This is a genomic window from Telluria sp. AZSoR62, assembly GCF_058111565.1.
In genome coordinates this window covers 1-15,013 of sequence record NZ_JBYTST010000009.1, presented here as the reverse complement: position 1 = coordinate 15,013, position 15,013 = coordinate 1, and the positions used below count along the sequence as shown (strand labels likewise).

Sequence of the window (15,013 nt, the reverse complement as noted above, 5' to 3'; positions counted from 1 at the left end):
TGTAGGGTGGGCAAGACACCTGCCCACCCTACGAGTACGCTGCAACTCATCATCTGATGACTCAGCCGTCCTTGTTGATCCGGTTGATCAATGCCCCCAGCACATCTTCCGCCAGGTCGTTGTCCACCTGGCAGGTGCCGGCGTTCTCGTGCCCGCCGCCGCCGTATTCCAGCATCAGGGTGCCGATGTTGGTGTTGGACGTGCGGTTCAGGATCGACTTGCCGGTCGCGAATACGGTGTTCTGCTGCTTCACGCCCCACAGTACGTGGATCGAGATATTGGTTTCCGGGAAGAGCGCGTAGATGATGAAGCGGTTGCCGGCATAGATGGTCTCCTCCTTGCGCAGGTCGAGCACCACCAGGTTCTTGTGCACGCTGGCGCAGCGCCGGATCTGCTCCTTGCACAGTTCGCTGTGCTCGAAGTAGAGCGCGGTGCGCTCGCGCACGTCGGGCAACTCCATGATCTGCTCGATCGAGTGCTGCGCGCAGTAGTCGATCAGGGCCATCATCAGCTGGTAGTTCGAGATGCGGAAGGTATGGAAGCGCCCCAGGCCGGTGCGGGCGTCCATCAGGAAGTTGAGCAGGTTCCAGCCCTGTGCGAACAGCACTTCGTCGCGCGAGAAGCGCGCGGAGTCGCCCTTGTCGACCGCCGCCATCATGTCGCTCCACGCCGCCGGGAAGGTCTTGGCGCCGCCGTAGTGGTCGTAGACCACGCGCGCCGCCGACGGCGCTTCCGGGTGGATGATGTGGTTCGCACGGGCGCCCGTGTTGCGGATGGTTTCCGACGAATGGTGGTCGAAGGACAGGTGGGCGGCCGCCACGTACGGCAGGTTGGTCGTGATGTCGCGCCCGGAGATGGCGATTTTGCCGTCCTGCATATCCTTCGGGTGCACGAACAGGATGTCGTCGATCAGGTCGAGGTGCTTGAGCAGGACTGCGCACACCAGGCCGTCGAAATCGCTGCGGGTAACGAGTCGGAATGTTTCGTGAACGGCTGACATCGGCAGATCCTTTCGAGAACGGGAATTCGGATTGCGAGCAAGTGGCCGGGCCGTGCAGGACTGCTGCCGGCAGGCCGACCTCAAAGATCATACCTTGCAATGTTTCCAAATGACAGCCTTTGCGCTGGCGCATTCTGGCTTGAGGTGGCGCAGCCTGTGCCCCGGATCGTGCAGGCTGTCGCACGGGGCTGGCTCCCCGGCGGCGCCCGGCGTAAAGTTGCATCATCCCAACAGTCGCGGACGCCGGGGATGTTGTATTTCCGGCACGCGCAGGCAGCGACGCAGTACACTCGCCGCTTGCCCAGCACCGTCGACAAGAAACACACAGCAGCCATGCAAGCACGTCATACAAGCCAGCATTATTTCTCGAGCGTCCTGTCGTGGATCTTCCGCGGCTTCGACGCGGTGGCGACCTGGGTCACCCAGCTGTCGTGGTGGAAGTTTTTCCTGTTCGCCCTCCTGACCCTGGCGGCAGGCGCCATCCTGCAGGAAGAATTGTTCTCAGGCCCGGCCGAGGAAGACGTGGCGCGCGCCGAGCGCGATGCCGGCCGCCGCAGCGACGCCGCGATCCTGATCGACGAAAGCGGCATCCGTTTCAATCCGCGCCGCAAGCCGCGTAACGGCGCGGCCACCGTGCCGCCCGAGCCACCGCCGGCGCCCGAGGCGCCATCGGCGACGCCGCCCGACGCGCCCCCGGCGCCGGACGCCCCGGCGCTGCCGGCGCCCGGCAGCACGCCCGCGCCGGCCGCCTACCCGAGCGGCGAATCGGTCCACATCGAGTTGCCGCCTCAGATCGGCGAAGAGCTGTCGAACGCCATCGAGATGGCGGTCGAGGACGCCGCCGAGCAAAAAGTGTCGCGCTACCACAAGCAGGCCTCGACCTGGTTCATGAACTTCGTGCTGCTGTTCGTGCTGGCGCTGTTCGGCACCAAGGCCCTGGTCGGCGGCAAGAAGCGCGCCGTGGCCGAGGCCCAGGTCGCCAATGCCGCCGCCGAGCGCGAAGCGATGCAGCGCCAGCTGTCGGAAACCAAGATGCAGATGATGCAGGCCCAGGTCGAGCCGCACTTCCTGTTCAACACCCTGGCTTCGGTCGAGCACCTGATCCAGGTCGACCCGCCGCGCGCCTCGGCCATGCAGCGCAGCCTGATCCAGTACCTGCGCGCGGTGCTGCCGCAGATGCGCGACAACGCGGTCGTCACGGGCCTGGGGCGCGAAGTCGACATGGTCACGGCCTACCTGGCCCTGCTCAAGATGCGCATGGAAGAGCGCCTGAACGTGGTCATGCAGATTCCCGACGGCCTGCGCAGCGCGGCCTTCCCGCCGATGATGCTGCAGTCGATGGTCGAGAACGCGATCAAGCACGGCCTCGAGTGTAAACCCGAGGGCGGCACCCTGAAAATCACCGCCGAAGTCGTCGACAGCAAGCTGCGCGTGACCGTCGCCGACGACGGCGTGGGCTTCGGCGTGGTGCCGAGCGACGGCACCGGCCTGGGCCTGCAGACCATCCGCGACCGCCTCAAGCTGCTGCACGGCGAAGCCGGCCAGCTGCACATCGCCGCCAACAGCCCCACCGGCGTGATCGCGATGATCGAAGTGCCCTACCAGTTGTCGAAGCAGGCTTGACCCCCTGCCCGCGGGGCGCATGCAGGGTGACTTGCCTGCTGCGCTGTTTCATTGAATAATTGTCACCTTCCTTCTGCCACGAGAGAATCATGCCTACCGCGATTATTGCCGACGATGAAAGACTGATGCGCGACCAGCTGCGCATGCGCCTGTCCGAGGCCTGGCCGGAACTGGAGATCCTGGGCGAAGCGAAAAACGGCGAAGAAGCGGTGGAACTGGTCGAGCAGTTGCGGCCGGACCTGACCTTCCTGGACATCCGCATGCCTGGCAAGACCGGCATGGAAGCGGCGCGCGACATCGGCGAGCGCAGCCAGGTCGTGTTCGTCACCGCCTACGACCAGTATGCGGTCGAAGCCTTCGAGCGCGGCGCGGTCGACTACGTGCTCAAGCCAACCGAGCCGGACCGCCTGAAGATCACCGTCGACCGCCTCAAGCAGCGCCTGCAGCAGCCCGCCGCCAAGGTCAACGACAGCGTGCAGGCCATGCTCTCGCAGCTGGCCGAGAAGATCGGGGCGCCGAAACCGAAACACCTGCAATGGATCCAGGCCAGCATCGGCCAGGACCTGCGCATGATTCCCGTGGAAGACATCCTGTTCTTCCGCTCCGACGAAAAATACACCTGCGTGCAGACGGCCAGCTTCGAGGCCCTGATCCGCAAGCCGGTGCGCGACCTGGCCGACGAACTCGACCCGTCGCTGTTCTGGCAGATCCACCGCGCCACCCTGGTCAACGTCAACGCGATCGAAGGCGTGACGCGCGACATCCGCGGCCGGCACCTGGTGCTGGTCAAGGGACGGCCGGAGAAGCTGGAAGTGAGCAGGAGTTTCCTGCATTTGTTCAAGCAGATGTAGACGGCCACGGCGGCCCCTGCGGGCGGCCATCCCCCTTTGTCGGGCATCAACGCCCCTCCCCGCCCCGCCACGTAATGTAGAGCTTCCGGCCTCCCCGGCCATCTTCGTGGCATTCCCGCATGACTCCTCAGCGACGCCAACGCCGCGGCCGCGCGGGCACGGCGGTTCTCGTGTTCGGCTTTCTCAGTGGCTATTGCACCGGCACGACCGTCGCTGCCCTGCGCCGCGCCCGCAGCGTACGCCGCACGGTGCGAGAGCTCGACGGCCGCCGCATCGTCCACAGCGCCAGCGACGCCATCCTGTCGATCGACGAGCAGGCCTTTATCCTGTTCGCCAACCCGGCGGCGGCCCACATGTTCGCCACCAGCGTCGCCGCCATGCAGGGCCACTCGCTGGCGCGCTTCATCCAGGCGCCCGGCAAGGATGCGCGCAGCCCGCTCGATTATTTCTCGGCCGGCGCCGGCCGCGCCGGACGGCGCGCCACCGACTACGCCGTCACCGGCATCCGCGCCAACGGCCAGCTGTTCCCGATCGAAGGCTCGATCTCCAGCGCCCTGCAGAACGGCCAGCAGATCTGCACCGTGATCCTGCGCGACGTCTCCGAGCGCCACCTGGTGCAGCAGAAGCTGTCGCGCTCGCACGACCAGCTGCGCCAGCTGTCCTCGGCGCTGCAGACCATCCGCGAAGAAGAACGCACCCATATCGCGCGCGAGCTGCACGACGACCTCGGCCAACTGCTGGCCTCGCTGCGCATGGACTTAACCCTGCTCCAGCGCAGCGACGACCTGCCCGATCCCGGCCGGCGCCTGATCGAGGGCATGGAATCGAACCTGATGACGGCCATTACCTCGCTGCGCCGCATCGCCACCAACCTGCGCCCGCGCGCGCTGGACGAAGGCGGCCTGTATTTCGCGCTGCAGGGCCTGCGCGACGAGTTCGTCGAGCGCCACAACATCGACTGCGTGCTGCTGGCCGACGAGGCCGAGCTGCGCCTGGACGACGGCGCCAGCACCGCGATCTTCCGTATCGTCCAGGAAGCGCTCACCAATATCGCGCGCCATGCGCAGGCCACCAGCGTGGTGCTCAACCTCGGCCGCATCGACGGCGAGCTCCTGGTAACGATCCGCGACGACGGCCGCGGCATCCGCGCCGAAGACATGGAAAAAGCCGCTTCGCTCGGCCTGGTCGGCATGCGCGAGCGGGTCTGGGCCATGAACGGCGAGATCACCATCAGCGCCGACGAGCCCTCCGGCACCCGCATCGACATCGTCCTGCCGCTCGCCGAGCGCAGCCTCTAGCCTTTCTTGCCTCCGCTCCGGCGCGCCGCGGCCTCGCGGCGCACGCCTGGCGCCTGCCTGCCACATATCAGCTTGTCAAATATCAAGCTGTCACTAAGCGGAAATATTCGCTCGGTAAGATCCGTCTCGATCCGGGCTCATCGACGAACCCGGGATCCTGTCCAAACCAACTGGAGATTTGCATGAAGTTCAAGTACCTGGCAGCTGCGCTGCTGTCCACCCTCCCGCTGCTGGCCCACGCCCAGACCAACGTCACCATCTATGGCGTGATGGACGCAGCGGTCGCTGTGGAAGACACCGACGCACCGGGTGAAGACCGCCGCACCGTGATCAATTCGGGCAACCAGTCGAGCAGCCGCATCGGCTTCCGCGGTACCGAAGATCTGGGCAATGGCCTGAAGGCACTGTTCAACATCGAAGCCGGCGTCGCCCTCGACACCGGCGCCGCCGACTCCTCGCTGTTCGGCCGCCGCGCCGTGGTGGGCCTGCAAGGCGCCTTCGGCACCGTGACCGTGGGCCGCGAATACAGCCCGATCGCCGCGGTCGCCGCCGCCAGCGACATCCTGGGCCAGGGCATGTTCGGCACCAACCTGTCGGCATTCGCCACCAACCGCCTGACCCGCCGCCTGGCCAACTCGGTCAACTACAAGAGCGACGCCATGAGCGGCTTTACCGTCAACGCCGCCTACTCGGCCGGCGAGCGCGCCGTCGATCCGTCGCTGGACCTGATGGGCGTGTCGGTCGAGTACAAGAACGGCGGCCTGTATCTGGGCGCCGGCTATCACAACATCGAGCGCCTGGCCACCGGCGACGACAAGGAAATCGCCTTTGGCGCGGGCTTCACCATGGGCGCCTTCGAGATCAAGGGCAACTACCTGGAGGCGGACCAGACCGGCGCCAACAACGAGTACACCAACGCCAACCTGGGCGCGGCCTTCACCACCGGCCCGAACAAGTTCTTCCTGAACTTCCAGCAGCAGAAGATCGAGAGCGGCGCCAAGGGCAATACCGTGTCGCTGGCCTACACCTACTCGCTGTCCAAGCGCACCAACATCTACACGACCTACGCCCAGCTGCGCAACAACGGCCGCGGCACCTTCGGCATCAGTTCCTCGTCGACCGCGGTCACCCCGCCGGCCACCGCGCTGGGCGCCGATCCGACCGTGTTCACCGTGGGCGTGCGCCACACGTTCTAAACCCTCCCCTCCGGCGCCGCCGCCCGGCCGCGCCGCCTTCCGGTCCCGTAAAACGGACCGGACCGATGCCGGCCCATGCCGGCATTGTCTTGTCCGCGTCCCAGTGTTGTCCCACTTAGGTGTTCGCAGAGGGCGAAACGGGCAGATATGGTATTTTGTTCAAGCTTACTATGTCGGCACCGGCATGCGGCAGTACGCGCAGGCGGGTGCACGATTGAAAAAACATGATTGTTGACAAATCGATCATGTATCATCGGCGTCGAATTCATCAAATTTTCATTCCTTGCAGCGGCAAAAGGAGCAGCACATGACGACAGCGACACGGCGGATGGACGGCATCGGCGGACTGGCAGAGTTCGCCAAACCCGGGCATGGCGACAACCATGTCGACCTCGATCGCATGCGCGAGGCCATCGAAGAACGCATCACCGAACTGCTGGCCGAATCGGGCAGCCAGGCCGACATGCTGGCCGCGGCCATGCGCGCCGGCGCCCTGAGCGCGGGCAAGCGCATGCGTCCCCTCCTGGTGATGCTGGTGGCGCGCGACCTCGGCTGCACCTCGCCGGCCCTGATCGACGTCGCCTGTGCGGTCGAGATGGTGCACGCCGCCTCCCTGATGCTCGACGACATGCCCTGCATGGACAACGCCCAGCTGCGCCGCGGCAAGCCGGCCATCCATGTCGAATACGGCGAGGACGTCACCATCCTGGCCTCGGTCGCCCTGCTCAGCCGCGCCTTCGGCGTGCTGGCCGCGGCCCAGGACATCCCGCCGATCACCCGCACCCGCCTGGTGGGCCGCCTGGCCGAGACCATCGGCACCCAGGGCCTGGTGCGCGGCCAGTACGAAGACCTGCACGGCGCCGGCGCGCGGACGGCCGATGCGATCGCCACCACCAACGAACTCAAGACCGGCGTACTGCTGGGCGTGGCGGTCGACATGGCCGCGATCATCGCCCAGACCGGCGAAGGCGTGTCGCAATCGCTGCGCGCCTTTGCGCTGGCGGCCGGCCACGCCTTCCAGATCCGCGACGACTTCTACGACCTGCCCGGCACCGACAGCGCCGTCACCGGCAAGGATACCGGCAAGGACCTGGGCAAGGCCACCCTGCTGGCCTCGCTCGGCCAGGAAGAAGCGCAGCGCCGCCTGATGGCTTACCTGATGGACGCCGACCGCCACCTGGGCGACGCCTTGGGCGCCGGCGGCGGCACCCGCCGCTTCGTCGAGAGCCTGTTCGCGCAGGGCCGTTCGCGCATGCGCCTGGCCGCCGACGCCGGCCTGGCCTATCCCGAGACGGCGGCCGCGCGCGTGCGCGAAGTCCACGTCAACTGAAGCCGGGGCAAGGCAATCGCATGGCGCATTTCGGGGTCGTCGCACCGGCGTTCTACAGCCACTTCAATGCCCTCGAAGCGCTGGCCGGCGAGCTGGTCGAACGCGGCCACCGGGTCACCTTCCTGCACCGCCCGGACGCCCGCCGCTTTGTGCGCGATCCGCGCGTGGCTTTCCATGCCGTCGGCGCCGCCACCCACCCTCCCGGTTCGCTCGAGGCCTCCCTGCAGCTGGCCGCCAACCCCGGCGGGCCGCTGGGACTGCGCCGCGTCATCCTCGACATGGCGGCCAGCACCGACATGCTGTGCCGCGAACTGCCGCGCGCCATCGAAGCGCTCGACATCGACGTGCTCATCGCCGACCAGATGGAAGCGGCCGGCGGCCTGGTGGCCGAAGGCCTGGGCATGCCTTTCGTGTCGGTGGCCTGCGCGCTGCCGGTCAACCGCGAGCCGGGCATCCCGCTGCCGGTGATGCCCTTCGGCTACGAAGACAGCGAGCGCGCGCACCAGGTCGTCGACGGCAGTACCCGGGTCTACGACTGGATGATGGCGCCGCACCGCCGCAGCATCGAAGCCAATGCCAGGCGCCTCAAGCTGCCCGTGCGCGGCGCCCTGCACGACTGCCTGTCGCCGCTGGTGCAGCTGAGCCAGACGGTCGAGGGTTACGATTTCCCGCGGCGCGCGCTGCCGGCGCATTTCCACCAGGTCGGCCCGCTGCGGGCGGCCCAGGCGCGCAGCGATGTCGCCCCGCTGCCCGAGATCGCGCCCGGCCGCCCGTTCATCTTCGCGTCGCTCGGCACCCTGCAAGGCCAGCGTTTCAAGCTGTTCAAGCGCATCGCAGCGGCCTGCCGCCGTCTCGACGCCCAGCTGCTGGTCGCCCATTGCGGCGGCCTGGATGCGGCACAGGAGCGCGCATTGGTGCACGCCGGCGCCACCTGGGTCTGCGCCTTTGCGCCCCAGCAGGCTGCGCTGGCGCGCGCCGACGCCGTGGTGTCGCACGCGGGCCTGAACACGGTGATGGACGCCATCGCGGCGCGCACGCCCATCCTGGCCCTGCCGATCGCCTTCGACCAGCCCGGGGCGGCCGCGCGCATCGTCCATGCCGGCATCGGCCTGAAGGCCTCGCCCCATTTTTCCGGCAGCGCCCACCTGGCGGCCCAATTGCGCCGGCTGCTCGACGACGGCAGCTTCGCCACCCGGCTCGAGGCCCTGGCCGGCAGCGTGGCTGCCAGCGGCGGCGCCCCGCGCGGGGCCGACCTGATCGAAGACGCATTGCGCCTGGGGCGTCCCCGGCATTCCCTGGAAGGCGTGGCTTCCGGTGGATAAGCCCTACGACCTGATCCTGGCGGGCGGCGGCCTGGCCAACGGCTTGGCCGCGTGGCGCCTACGCAGCCTGCATCCGCGGCTGCGCATCCTGCTGCTCGAAGGCGGCGAGCATATCGGCGGCAACCATACCTGGTCGTTCCACGACAGCGACCTGACGCCGGCCGAGCTGGACTGGATCGCGCCGCTCGTCTCGCAGCGCTGGCCGCGCTACGAGGTGCTGTTCCCGGACCTGGCGCGCACGCTCGAAGGCGGCTATGCCAGCATCGCCTCCGATGATTTCGCGCGCGTGATCGAAGCCGCGCTGGGCCCGGCCCTGCGCCTGGGCGCGCACATCGAGGCCCTCACCCCGACCACGGTGCGGCTGCGCGGCGGCGAGACCTTGGCGGCGCGCGCCGTCATCGACGGCCGCGGACCGCGCCCGAGCCCGCACATGTCGCTCGGCTACCAGACCTTCCTGGGCCAGGAACTGCGCCTGGCCAGGCCGCACGGCCTGGACGCGCCCGTGATCATGGACGCCAGCGTCGAGCAAAGCGGCGGCTACCGCTTCGTCTACCTGCTGCCCTTCGGCCCCGACCGCATCCTGGTCGAGGACACCCATTACGTCGATACCGCGGCCTGGGAACCGGAGCGCCTGCGCGCCAACATCGCGGCCTATGTGCGCGCACGCGGCTGGGAGGTGAGCGAAGTGCTGCGCGAGGAACACGGCTCGTTGCCGATCGTGCTGGCCGGCGACGTCGACGCGCACTGGGCGGCCTTGAACGGCCAGCCCACGGCCGGCCTGCGCGCCGGCCTGTTCCACCCCACGACCGGCTACTCGCTGCCGCACGCCGTGCGCCTGGCCGACCGCATCGCGGCCCTGGGCGCCGCGCCCGAGGCCTTGGCGGCGCCGGCGCTGTTCGCCGCGATCCGTGACGAGGCGCAGCAGGCCTGGCAGGGCCAGCGCTTCTTCCGCCTGCTCAACCGCATGCTCTTCCTCGCCGGCCGCCCCGAACAGCGCTGGCGCGTGATGCAGCGTTTCTACCGTTTGCCGGCGCCGCTCATCGCGCGCTTCTACGCCGGGCGCCTGCGCCTGGCCGACAAGGCGCGCCTGCTCAGCGGCAAACCCCCGGTGCCAGTCGGACAAGCCTTGTCCGCCGCCCTCAAAATCCATCCCGACCAGATCAGGAAAGCCGCACAAGCATGAGCAACAACGACAAGAAACAGGCCGTGGTCATCGGCGCCGGCTTCGGCGGCCTGGCCCTGGCGATCCGCCTCCAGGCCAGCGGCATGCAGGTGACCCTGCTCGAAAAACGCGACAAGCCGGGCGGACGCGCCTATGTGTACGAAGACCAGGGCTTCGTGTTCGACGCCGGGCCCACCGTCATCACCGATCCGTCCTGCATCGAGGAGCTGTTCACCGCCGCCGGCAAGCGCATGAGCGACTACGTCGAGATGCTGCCGGTCGCGCCTTTCTATCGCCTGTGCTGGGAAGACGGCAGCCATTTCGACTACCTCAACGACCAGGAGGCGCTGGACCGCCAGATCCATGCGCTCAATCCGGCCGACGTCGCGGGCTACCAGCGCTTCCTGGCCTACTCCAAGGCCGTGTTCGACGAAGGCTACCTGAAACTCGGCGCCGTGCCCTTCCTGTCCTTCCGCGACATGATCGCGGCCGGCCCGCAGCTGGCGCGGCTGCAGGCCTGGCGCAGCGTGTACAGCCTGGTCGCCAAGTTCATCCAGAACGAACACCTGCGCCAGGCCTTTTCCTTCCACTCGCTGCTGGTGGGCGGCAATCCGTTCGCGACCTCGTCGATCTACACCCTGATCCATGCGCTGGAGCGCAAGTGGGGCGTGTGGTTCCCACGCGGCGGCACCGGCGCCCTGGTGCGCGGCATGGTCAAGCTGTTCGAGGACATCGGCGGGCGCATCGAACTGAACGCCCCGGTGGCGCGCATCGAAGCGAGCGGCGCGCGCGTGTCCGGCGTGCGGCTCGAGGACGGGCGCCTGTTCGCGGCCGACGCGGTGGCGTCCAACGCCGACGTGGTGCACACGTACGCGCGCCTGCTGGGCCAGCACCCGCGCGGCGAATCCGAAGGCCGGGCGCTACAGAAGAAACGCTTCTCCAATTCGCTGTTCGTGATCTACTTCGGCCTGAACCACCACCACGAGCAGCTGCAGCACCACACGGTGTGCTTCGGACCGCGCTACCGCGAGCTGATCTCGGACATCTTCAAGGGCCAGAGCCTGGCCGACGATTTCTCGCTCTACTTGCACGCTCCTTGCGTGACCGACCCATCGCTGGCCCCGCCCGGCTGCGGCAGCCACTACGTGCTGGCGCCGGTGCCGCACCTGGGCACCGCGGCGATCGACTGGGAAGTCGAAGGCCCGCGCTACCGCGACCGCATCTTCCAGTACCTGGAAGAGCGCTACATGCCGGGCCTGCGCAGCCAGCTCGTCACCAGCCGCATCTTCACGCCGGTCGATTTCCGCGACCAGCTCAATGCCCATGTCGGCTCGGCCTTCTCGCTCGAGCCGATCCTGACCCAGAGCGCCTGGTTCCGGCCGCACAACCGCGATGCCGAATTGACCAACCTCTACCTGGTCGGCGCCGGCACCCACCCGGGCGCGGGCGTGCCCGGCGTGATCGGCTCGGCCAAGGCCACCGCCGGCCTGGTGATCGAAGACATGAAACAGGGACTGCCCGCATGAGCCAGGCCTTGATGGAGCATGCGACCCGCACCATCGAGGTCGGCTCCAAGAGTTTCGCCGCCGCGGCGCGCCTGTTCGATCCAAGCACCCGGCGCAGCGTGCTGATGCTGTACGCCTGGTGCCGCCACTGCGACGACGTGGTCGACGGCCAGGAGCTGGGCTTCAACGTCGCCCAGCAGGCGCACGATCCGGCCGCCGAGCTGGCGCTGCTGGAGGACCGGACCCGGCGCGCCTATGCGGGCGAGCCGATGGCCGACCCGGCCTTTGCCGCCTTCCAGGAAGTGGCCCTGCGCCACCGCATCGAGCCGCGCTACGCGCTCGACCACCTGGCCGGCTTCGCGATGGACGTGCACGACGCGCGCTACGAGACCCTGGACGACACCCTGCGCTACTGCTACCACGTGGCCGGCGTGGTGGGCCTGATGATGGCCTCGATCATGGGCGCGCACGATGCGCGCGTGCTCGACCGCGCCTGCGACCTGGGCCTGGCATTCCAGCTGACGAACATCGCGCGCGACATCGTGGAAGACGCACGCATGGGCCGCTGCTACGTGCCCGCGCAATGGCTGCGCGAGGCCGGCATTCCCCCGGATGAAGTGGCCGACCCGCGCCACCGCGCCGCCCTGGCGAAGGTGGCGGCGCGCCTGGTCGACGAGGCCGAGCCGTATTACGACTCGGCGCTGGAAGGCGTCGCCGCGCTGCCGCTGCGCTCGGCCTGGGCGATCGCCAGCGCGCGCAACGTGTACCGCCAGATCGGGATCGAGGTCAAGCGCCGCGGCGCGCATGCCTGGGACGAGCGCGCCGGCACGGGCAAGGCGATGAAACTGTGGCTGCTGGCCAGGGGCGCCGGGCTGGCGCTCAGCTCGCGCGTTCGCCCAGCGGGCGTGATGGCGCGGCCGCGTCCTGCGCGGCTGTGGCAGCGTCCGGGCGGCGCTGCAGGCGTCCCCCATGCTGCGCCTGCAGCTGCCGTTTGAGACGCTCTACCGGCGGCGCATACAGGAAACCGAAGGACACCGCGCCGTCCTTGCCCTCGACCGCATGGTGCATGCGATGGGCCTGGTACAAACGCTTGGGGTAGCCGCTGCGCGGCGTGACCTTGAACGGCCAGCGCCGGTGCACCAGGCCGTCGTGGGCGACGAAATACAGCAGGCCGTAGGCCATCATGCCGGCGCCGATCCATTCGAGCGGATGGGCGCCTTCGGTGCCGAACCAGACCAGTGCGATGGCCACGCCCGCGAACACGACGGCGTACAGGTCGTTCTTCTCGAACCAGCCGGTGCGCGGCTCGTGGTGCGACTTGTGCCAGCCCCAGCCGATTCCGTGCATCACGTACTTGTGCAAGGCGATGGAAAACACTTCCATCAGCACGACGGTGAGCACGACAATGAAGGCATTGAGCAACATGAAAAGAACCGGTGAATACTATGGCAAGAGCCTACCATAAGGCCCTTCCGCGCGCCCCGCGACGCCAGTGACGCGCGGGTCATCGACAGGACAACCACATTGAACAAGGATAGGAACACGATGCATCGCCAACTTACTTCCCTGCTGTGCTGCACGCTGCTGGCGGCCATCCCGGCGCACGCCGCCACGGTCGAGGTCCGGGTGTCGGGCGTGACCGCCGGCAAAGGCAAGGTCGCCGTCGCCGTCTGCGACCGCGAGCGCTTCCTCAAGCAATGCGCCTTCAGCGCTTCGGTTCCGGCGCAAGGCAGCGAAGTCGTCGTCAGCCTGAAGGACATCCCGCCGGGCACCTGGGCCGTGCTGGCCTACCAGGACGCCAACGAAAACGGCGAGCTCGACCGCAACTTCATCGGCATCCCGAGCGAGAACTATGGTTTCAGCCGCAACGCCGCCGGCCGCTTCGGCCCGCCCGGCTTCGACGATGCCGCCATCGAGGTGCGCGAAGGCACGACGACGGCGGTGCGGCTGCGCTGAGCAACACTCTAAAAATAACGATAGGAAACAGATAACTCTTGAGGTATCTTTGTGACCCACAAGCGGCCGGGCAGCGTTCCCGGCCATGATCGATCACCGGCACGCGTCTAGCTGCCAGTTACGGGGAACTAAGCAATGAACGAGTTGGTCACTGCCATCAACGGCTATGTCTGGAGTCCTGCGCTGATCGCGCTATGTTTGGGCGTCGGCCTGTATTTTTCCATCCGCTCGCGCTTCCTGCAGCTGCGCCATGTCGGGGAAATGGTACGCCTGATGTGGGACGGGAAAAGTTCCGACCAGGGCGTCTCCTCCTTCCAGGCGCTGACGATGACCCTGGCCGGCCGTGTCGGCACCGGCAACATCGCGGGCGTGGCCACCGCGATTACCTTCGGCGGCCCCGGCGCCGTGTTCTGGATGTGGGTGATGGCCTTCCTGGGCGCGAGCTCGGCCTTCGTGGAATCGACCCTCGGCCAGGTGTACAAGGAGCCGATCAACAAGGAATTCCGCGGCGGACCGGCCTTCTATATCGAAAAAGGCCTGGGCATGAAGTGGTATGCCGTGACCTTTGCCCTGGTCACCATCTTCGCGACCGGCGTGCTGCTGCCGGGCGTGCAGGCCAACTCGATTGCCGAGAGCCTCAAGACCGCCGCCGGCATCGACACCACCTGGACCGGCATCGCGCTGGCGCTGGCGCTGGCCTTCATCATCTTCGGCGGCGTGCGCCGTATCGCCACCTTCGCCGAGTTCGTGGTGCCCTTCATGGCAATCGGCTACATCCTGGTGGCCTGCGTGATCGTCGCCATGAACATCGACAAGCTGCCGGGCGTGCTGCAGCTGATCTTCAGCTCGGCTTTCGGTGCGGACGCGGCCTTCGGCGCCATCATCGGCCAGGCCATCATGTGGGGCGTCAAGCGCGGCGTCTACTCGAACGAAGCCGGCCAGGGCACCGGGCCGCACGCATCGAGCGCCGCGGAAGTGAGCCACCCCGCCAAGCAGGGCCTGGTGCAGGGCTTCTCGGTCTACATCGACACCCTGTTCGTGTGCTCGGCCACCGCCTTCATGCTCCTCATTACCGGCCAGTACAACGTCGAAGCGCCGAACGGCACCCCGATGTTCGTCGGCGTCCAGGGCGTGGCCTCCGGCCCGGGCTATGTCCAGACCGCGCTGGAAAACGTGATGCCGGGCTTCGGCGCGCTGTTCGTCGCGATCGCCCTGCTGTTCTTCGCGGGCACCACCATCGTCGCGTACTACTACATCGCCGAGACCAATATCGCCTACCTGAACCGCGCGACCAACCGTCCGTGGATGGGCGTCGTGCTCAAGGTCGCGATGATCGGCGCCACCATCTACGGCGCGGTCAAGACCGCCGACGTGGCCTGGGCCCTGGGCGACCTGGGCGTGGGCCTGATGGCCTGGCTGAACCTGGTGGCGATCGTGCTGATGCGCGACGTGGCGTTCAAGTGCCTGCGCGACTATGAAGCGCAGAAGAAGCTGGGCAAGGATCCGGTGTTCGATCCAAGCGCGCTGGGCATCAAGAACGCGCACTTCTGGGAGCAGCGCGTGGCGCTGGACAAGCAGAGCAAGGCTGGCGATACGGCCAAGGCCGATACGGTTGGCTGAACCCGATTGCGCTGGATGGAAGACTGCCGCATTTGCGGCAGTTTTTTGGCGCTGTACCCGTTAGGTGTGGAAGATGCCCAGCGCCGCCCGCAGCAGCATATCGGGAGAAGTAATGCGCTCGCCATCGAGCGCCCAGCGCCAGCCCAGGTA

At 67.5% G+C, this 15,013-nt stretch carries 13 protein-coding genes; 11 read left to right on the top strand and 2 right to left on the bottom strand.

Annotated elements, in window-relative coordinates:
- Positions 1–61: 61 nt before the first annotated feature.
- Positions 62–1,000 carry an exopolyphosphatase gene (locus tag AC3XQU_RS14775; RefSeq protein WP_489874923.1) on the bottom strand — a complete coding sequence of 313 codons (939 nt, stop codon included), beginning with the start codon at positions 998–1,000 and terminating at the stop codon, positions 62–64.
- Between the two features lie 333 nt (positions 1,001–1,333).
- Here AC3XQU_RS14775 and AC3XQU_RS14770 point away from each other — a divergent pair, with 333 nt between their 5' ends.
- From AC3XQU_RS14770 to crtB, 9 genes are all read left to right on the top strand, one after another.
- Positions 1,334–2,623 carry a sensor histidine kinase gene (locus AC3XQU_RS14770; RefSeq protein ID WP_489874922.1) on the top strand — a complete coding sequence of 430 codons (1,290 nt, stop codon included), beginning with the start codon at positions 1,334–1,336 and terminating at the stop codon, positions 2,621–2,623.
- An 89-nt stretch (positions 2,624–2,712) separates the two neighbouring features.
- Positions 2,713–3,474 carry a LytR/AlgR family response regulator transcription factor gene (locus tag AC3XQU_RS14765; RefSeq protein WP_489874921.1) on the top strand — a complete coding sequence of 254 codons (762 nt, stop codon included), beginning with the start codon at positions 2,713–2,715 and terminating at the stop codon, positions 3,472–3,474.
- Between the two features lie 119 nt (positions 3,475–3,593).
- The gene (locus AC3XQU_RS14760) at positions 3,594–4,772 is read left to right on the top strand and encodes a PAS domain-containing sensor histidine kinase (protein WP_489874920.1); all 1,179 of its coding nucleotides are present in this window, start codon (positions 3,594–3,596) and stop codon (positions 4,770–4,772) included.
- 182 nt (positions 4,773–4,954) lie between these two features.
- Positions 4,955–5,968 (top strand): porin, encoded by a 1,014-nt coding sequence (locus AC3XQU_RS14755; protein WP_489874919.1) that lies wholly within the window; start codon positions 4,955–4,957, stop codon positions 5,966–5,968.
- 307 nt (positions 5,969–6,275) lie between these two features.
- The gene (locus tag AC3XQU_RS14750) at positions 6,276–7,298 is read left to right on the top strand and encodes a polyprenyl synthetase family protein (RefSeq protein WP_489874918.1); all 1,023 of its coding nucleotides are present in this window, start codon (positions 6,276–6,278) and stop codon (positions 7,296–7,298) included.
- 20 nt (positions 7,299–7,318) lie between these two features.
- A complete protein-coding gene (locus AC3XQU_RS14745; protein WP_489874917.1) occupies positions 7,319–8,620 on the top strand; it encodes a glycosyltransferase in 1,302 nt (433 codons plus the stop codon).
- Positions 8,613–9,803: a lycopene beta-cyclase CrtY gene (crtY, locus tag AC3XQU_RS14740; RefSeq protein WP_489874916.1), complete on the top strand. Its 1,191-nt coding sequence runs from the start codon at positions 8,613–8,615 to the stop codon at positions 9,801–9,803. The genes AC3XQU_RS14745 and crtY overlap by 8 nt, the downstream gene beginning before the upstream one ends.
- Positions 9,800–11,308 carry a phytoene desaturase gene (locus AC3XQU_RS14735; protein ID WP_489874915.1) on the top strand — a complete coding sequence of 503 codons (1,509 nt, stop codon included), beginning with the start codon at positions 9,800–9,802 and terminating at the stop codon, positions 11,306–11,308. The genes crtY and AC3XQU_RS14735 overlap by 4 nt, the downstream gene beginning before the upstream one ends.
- Positions 11,305–12,282: a 15-cis-phytoene synthase CrtB gene (crtB, locus tag AC3XQU_RS14730; protein ID WP_489874914.1), complete on the top strand. Its 978-nt coding sequence runs from the start codon at positions 11,305–11,307 to the stop codon at positions 12,280–12,282. The genes AC3XQU_RS14735 and crtB overlap by 4 nt, the downstream gene beginning before the upstream one ends.
- On the opposite strand, the gene AC3XQU_RS14725 is transcribed toward crtB, so the two are convergent.
- Positions 12,167–12,712, bottom strand: a complete 546-nt coding sequence (locus tag AC3XQU_RS14725; protein WP_489874913.1) for a sterol desaturase family protein — start codon at positions 12,710–12,712, stop codon at positions 12,167–12,169. The genes crtB and AC3XQU_RS14725 overlap by 116 nt on opposite strands.
- Positions 12,713–12,832: 120 nt before the next feature.
- Here AC3XQU_RS14725 and AC3XQU_RS14720 point away from each other — a divergent pair, with 120 nt between their 5' ends.
- Together AC3XQU_RS14720 and AC3XQU_RS14715 are read left to right on the top strand one after the other, a co-directional pair.
- Positions 12,833–13,243, top strand: a complete 411-nt coding sequence (locus tag AC3XQU_RS14720; protein WP_489874912.1) for a DUF2141 domain-containing protein — start codon at positions 12,833–12,835, stop codon at positions 13,241–13,243.
- A 135-nt stretch (positions 13,244–13,378) separates the two neighbouring features.
- Positions 13,379–14,863: an alanine/glycine:cation symporter family protein gene (locus tag AC3XQU_RS14715; protein WP_489874911.1), complete on the top strand. Its 1,485-nt coding sequence runs from the start codon at positions 13,379–13,381 to the stop codon at positions 14,861–14,863.
- The last annotated feature ends 150 nt before the right edge of the window (positions 14,864–15,013 follow it).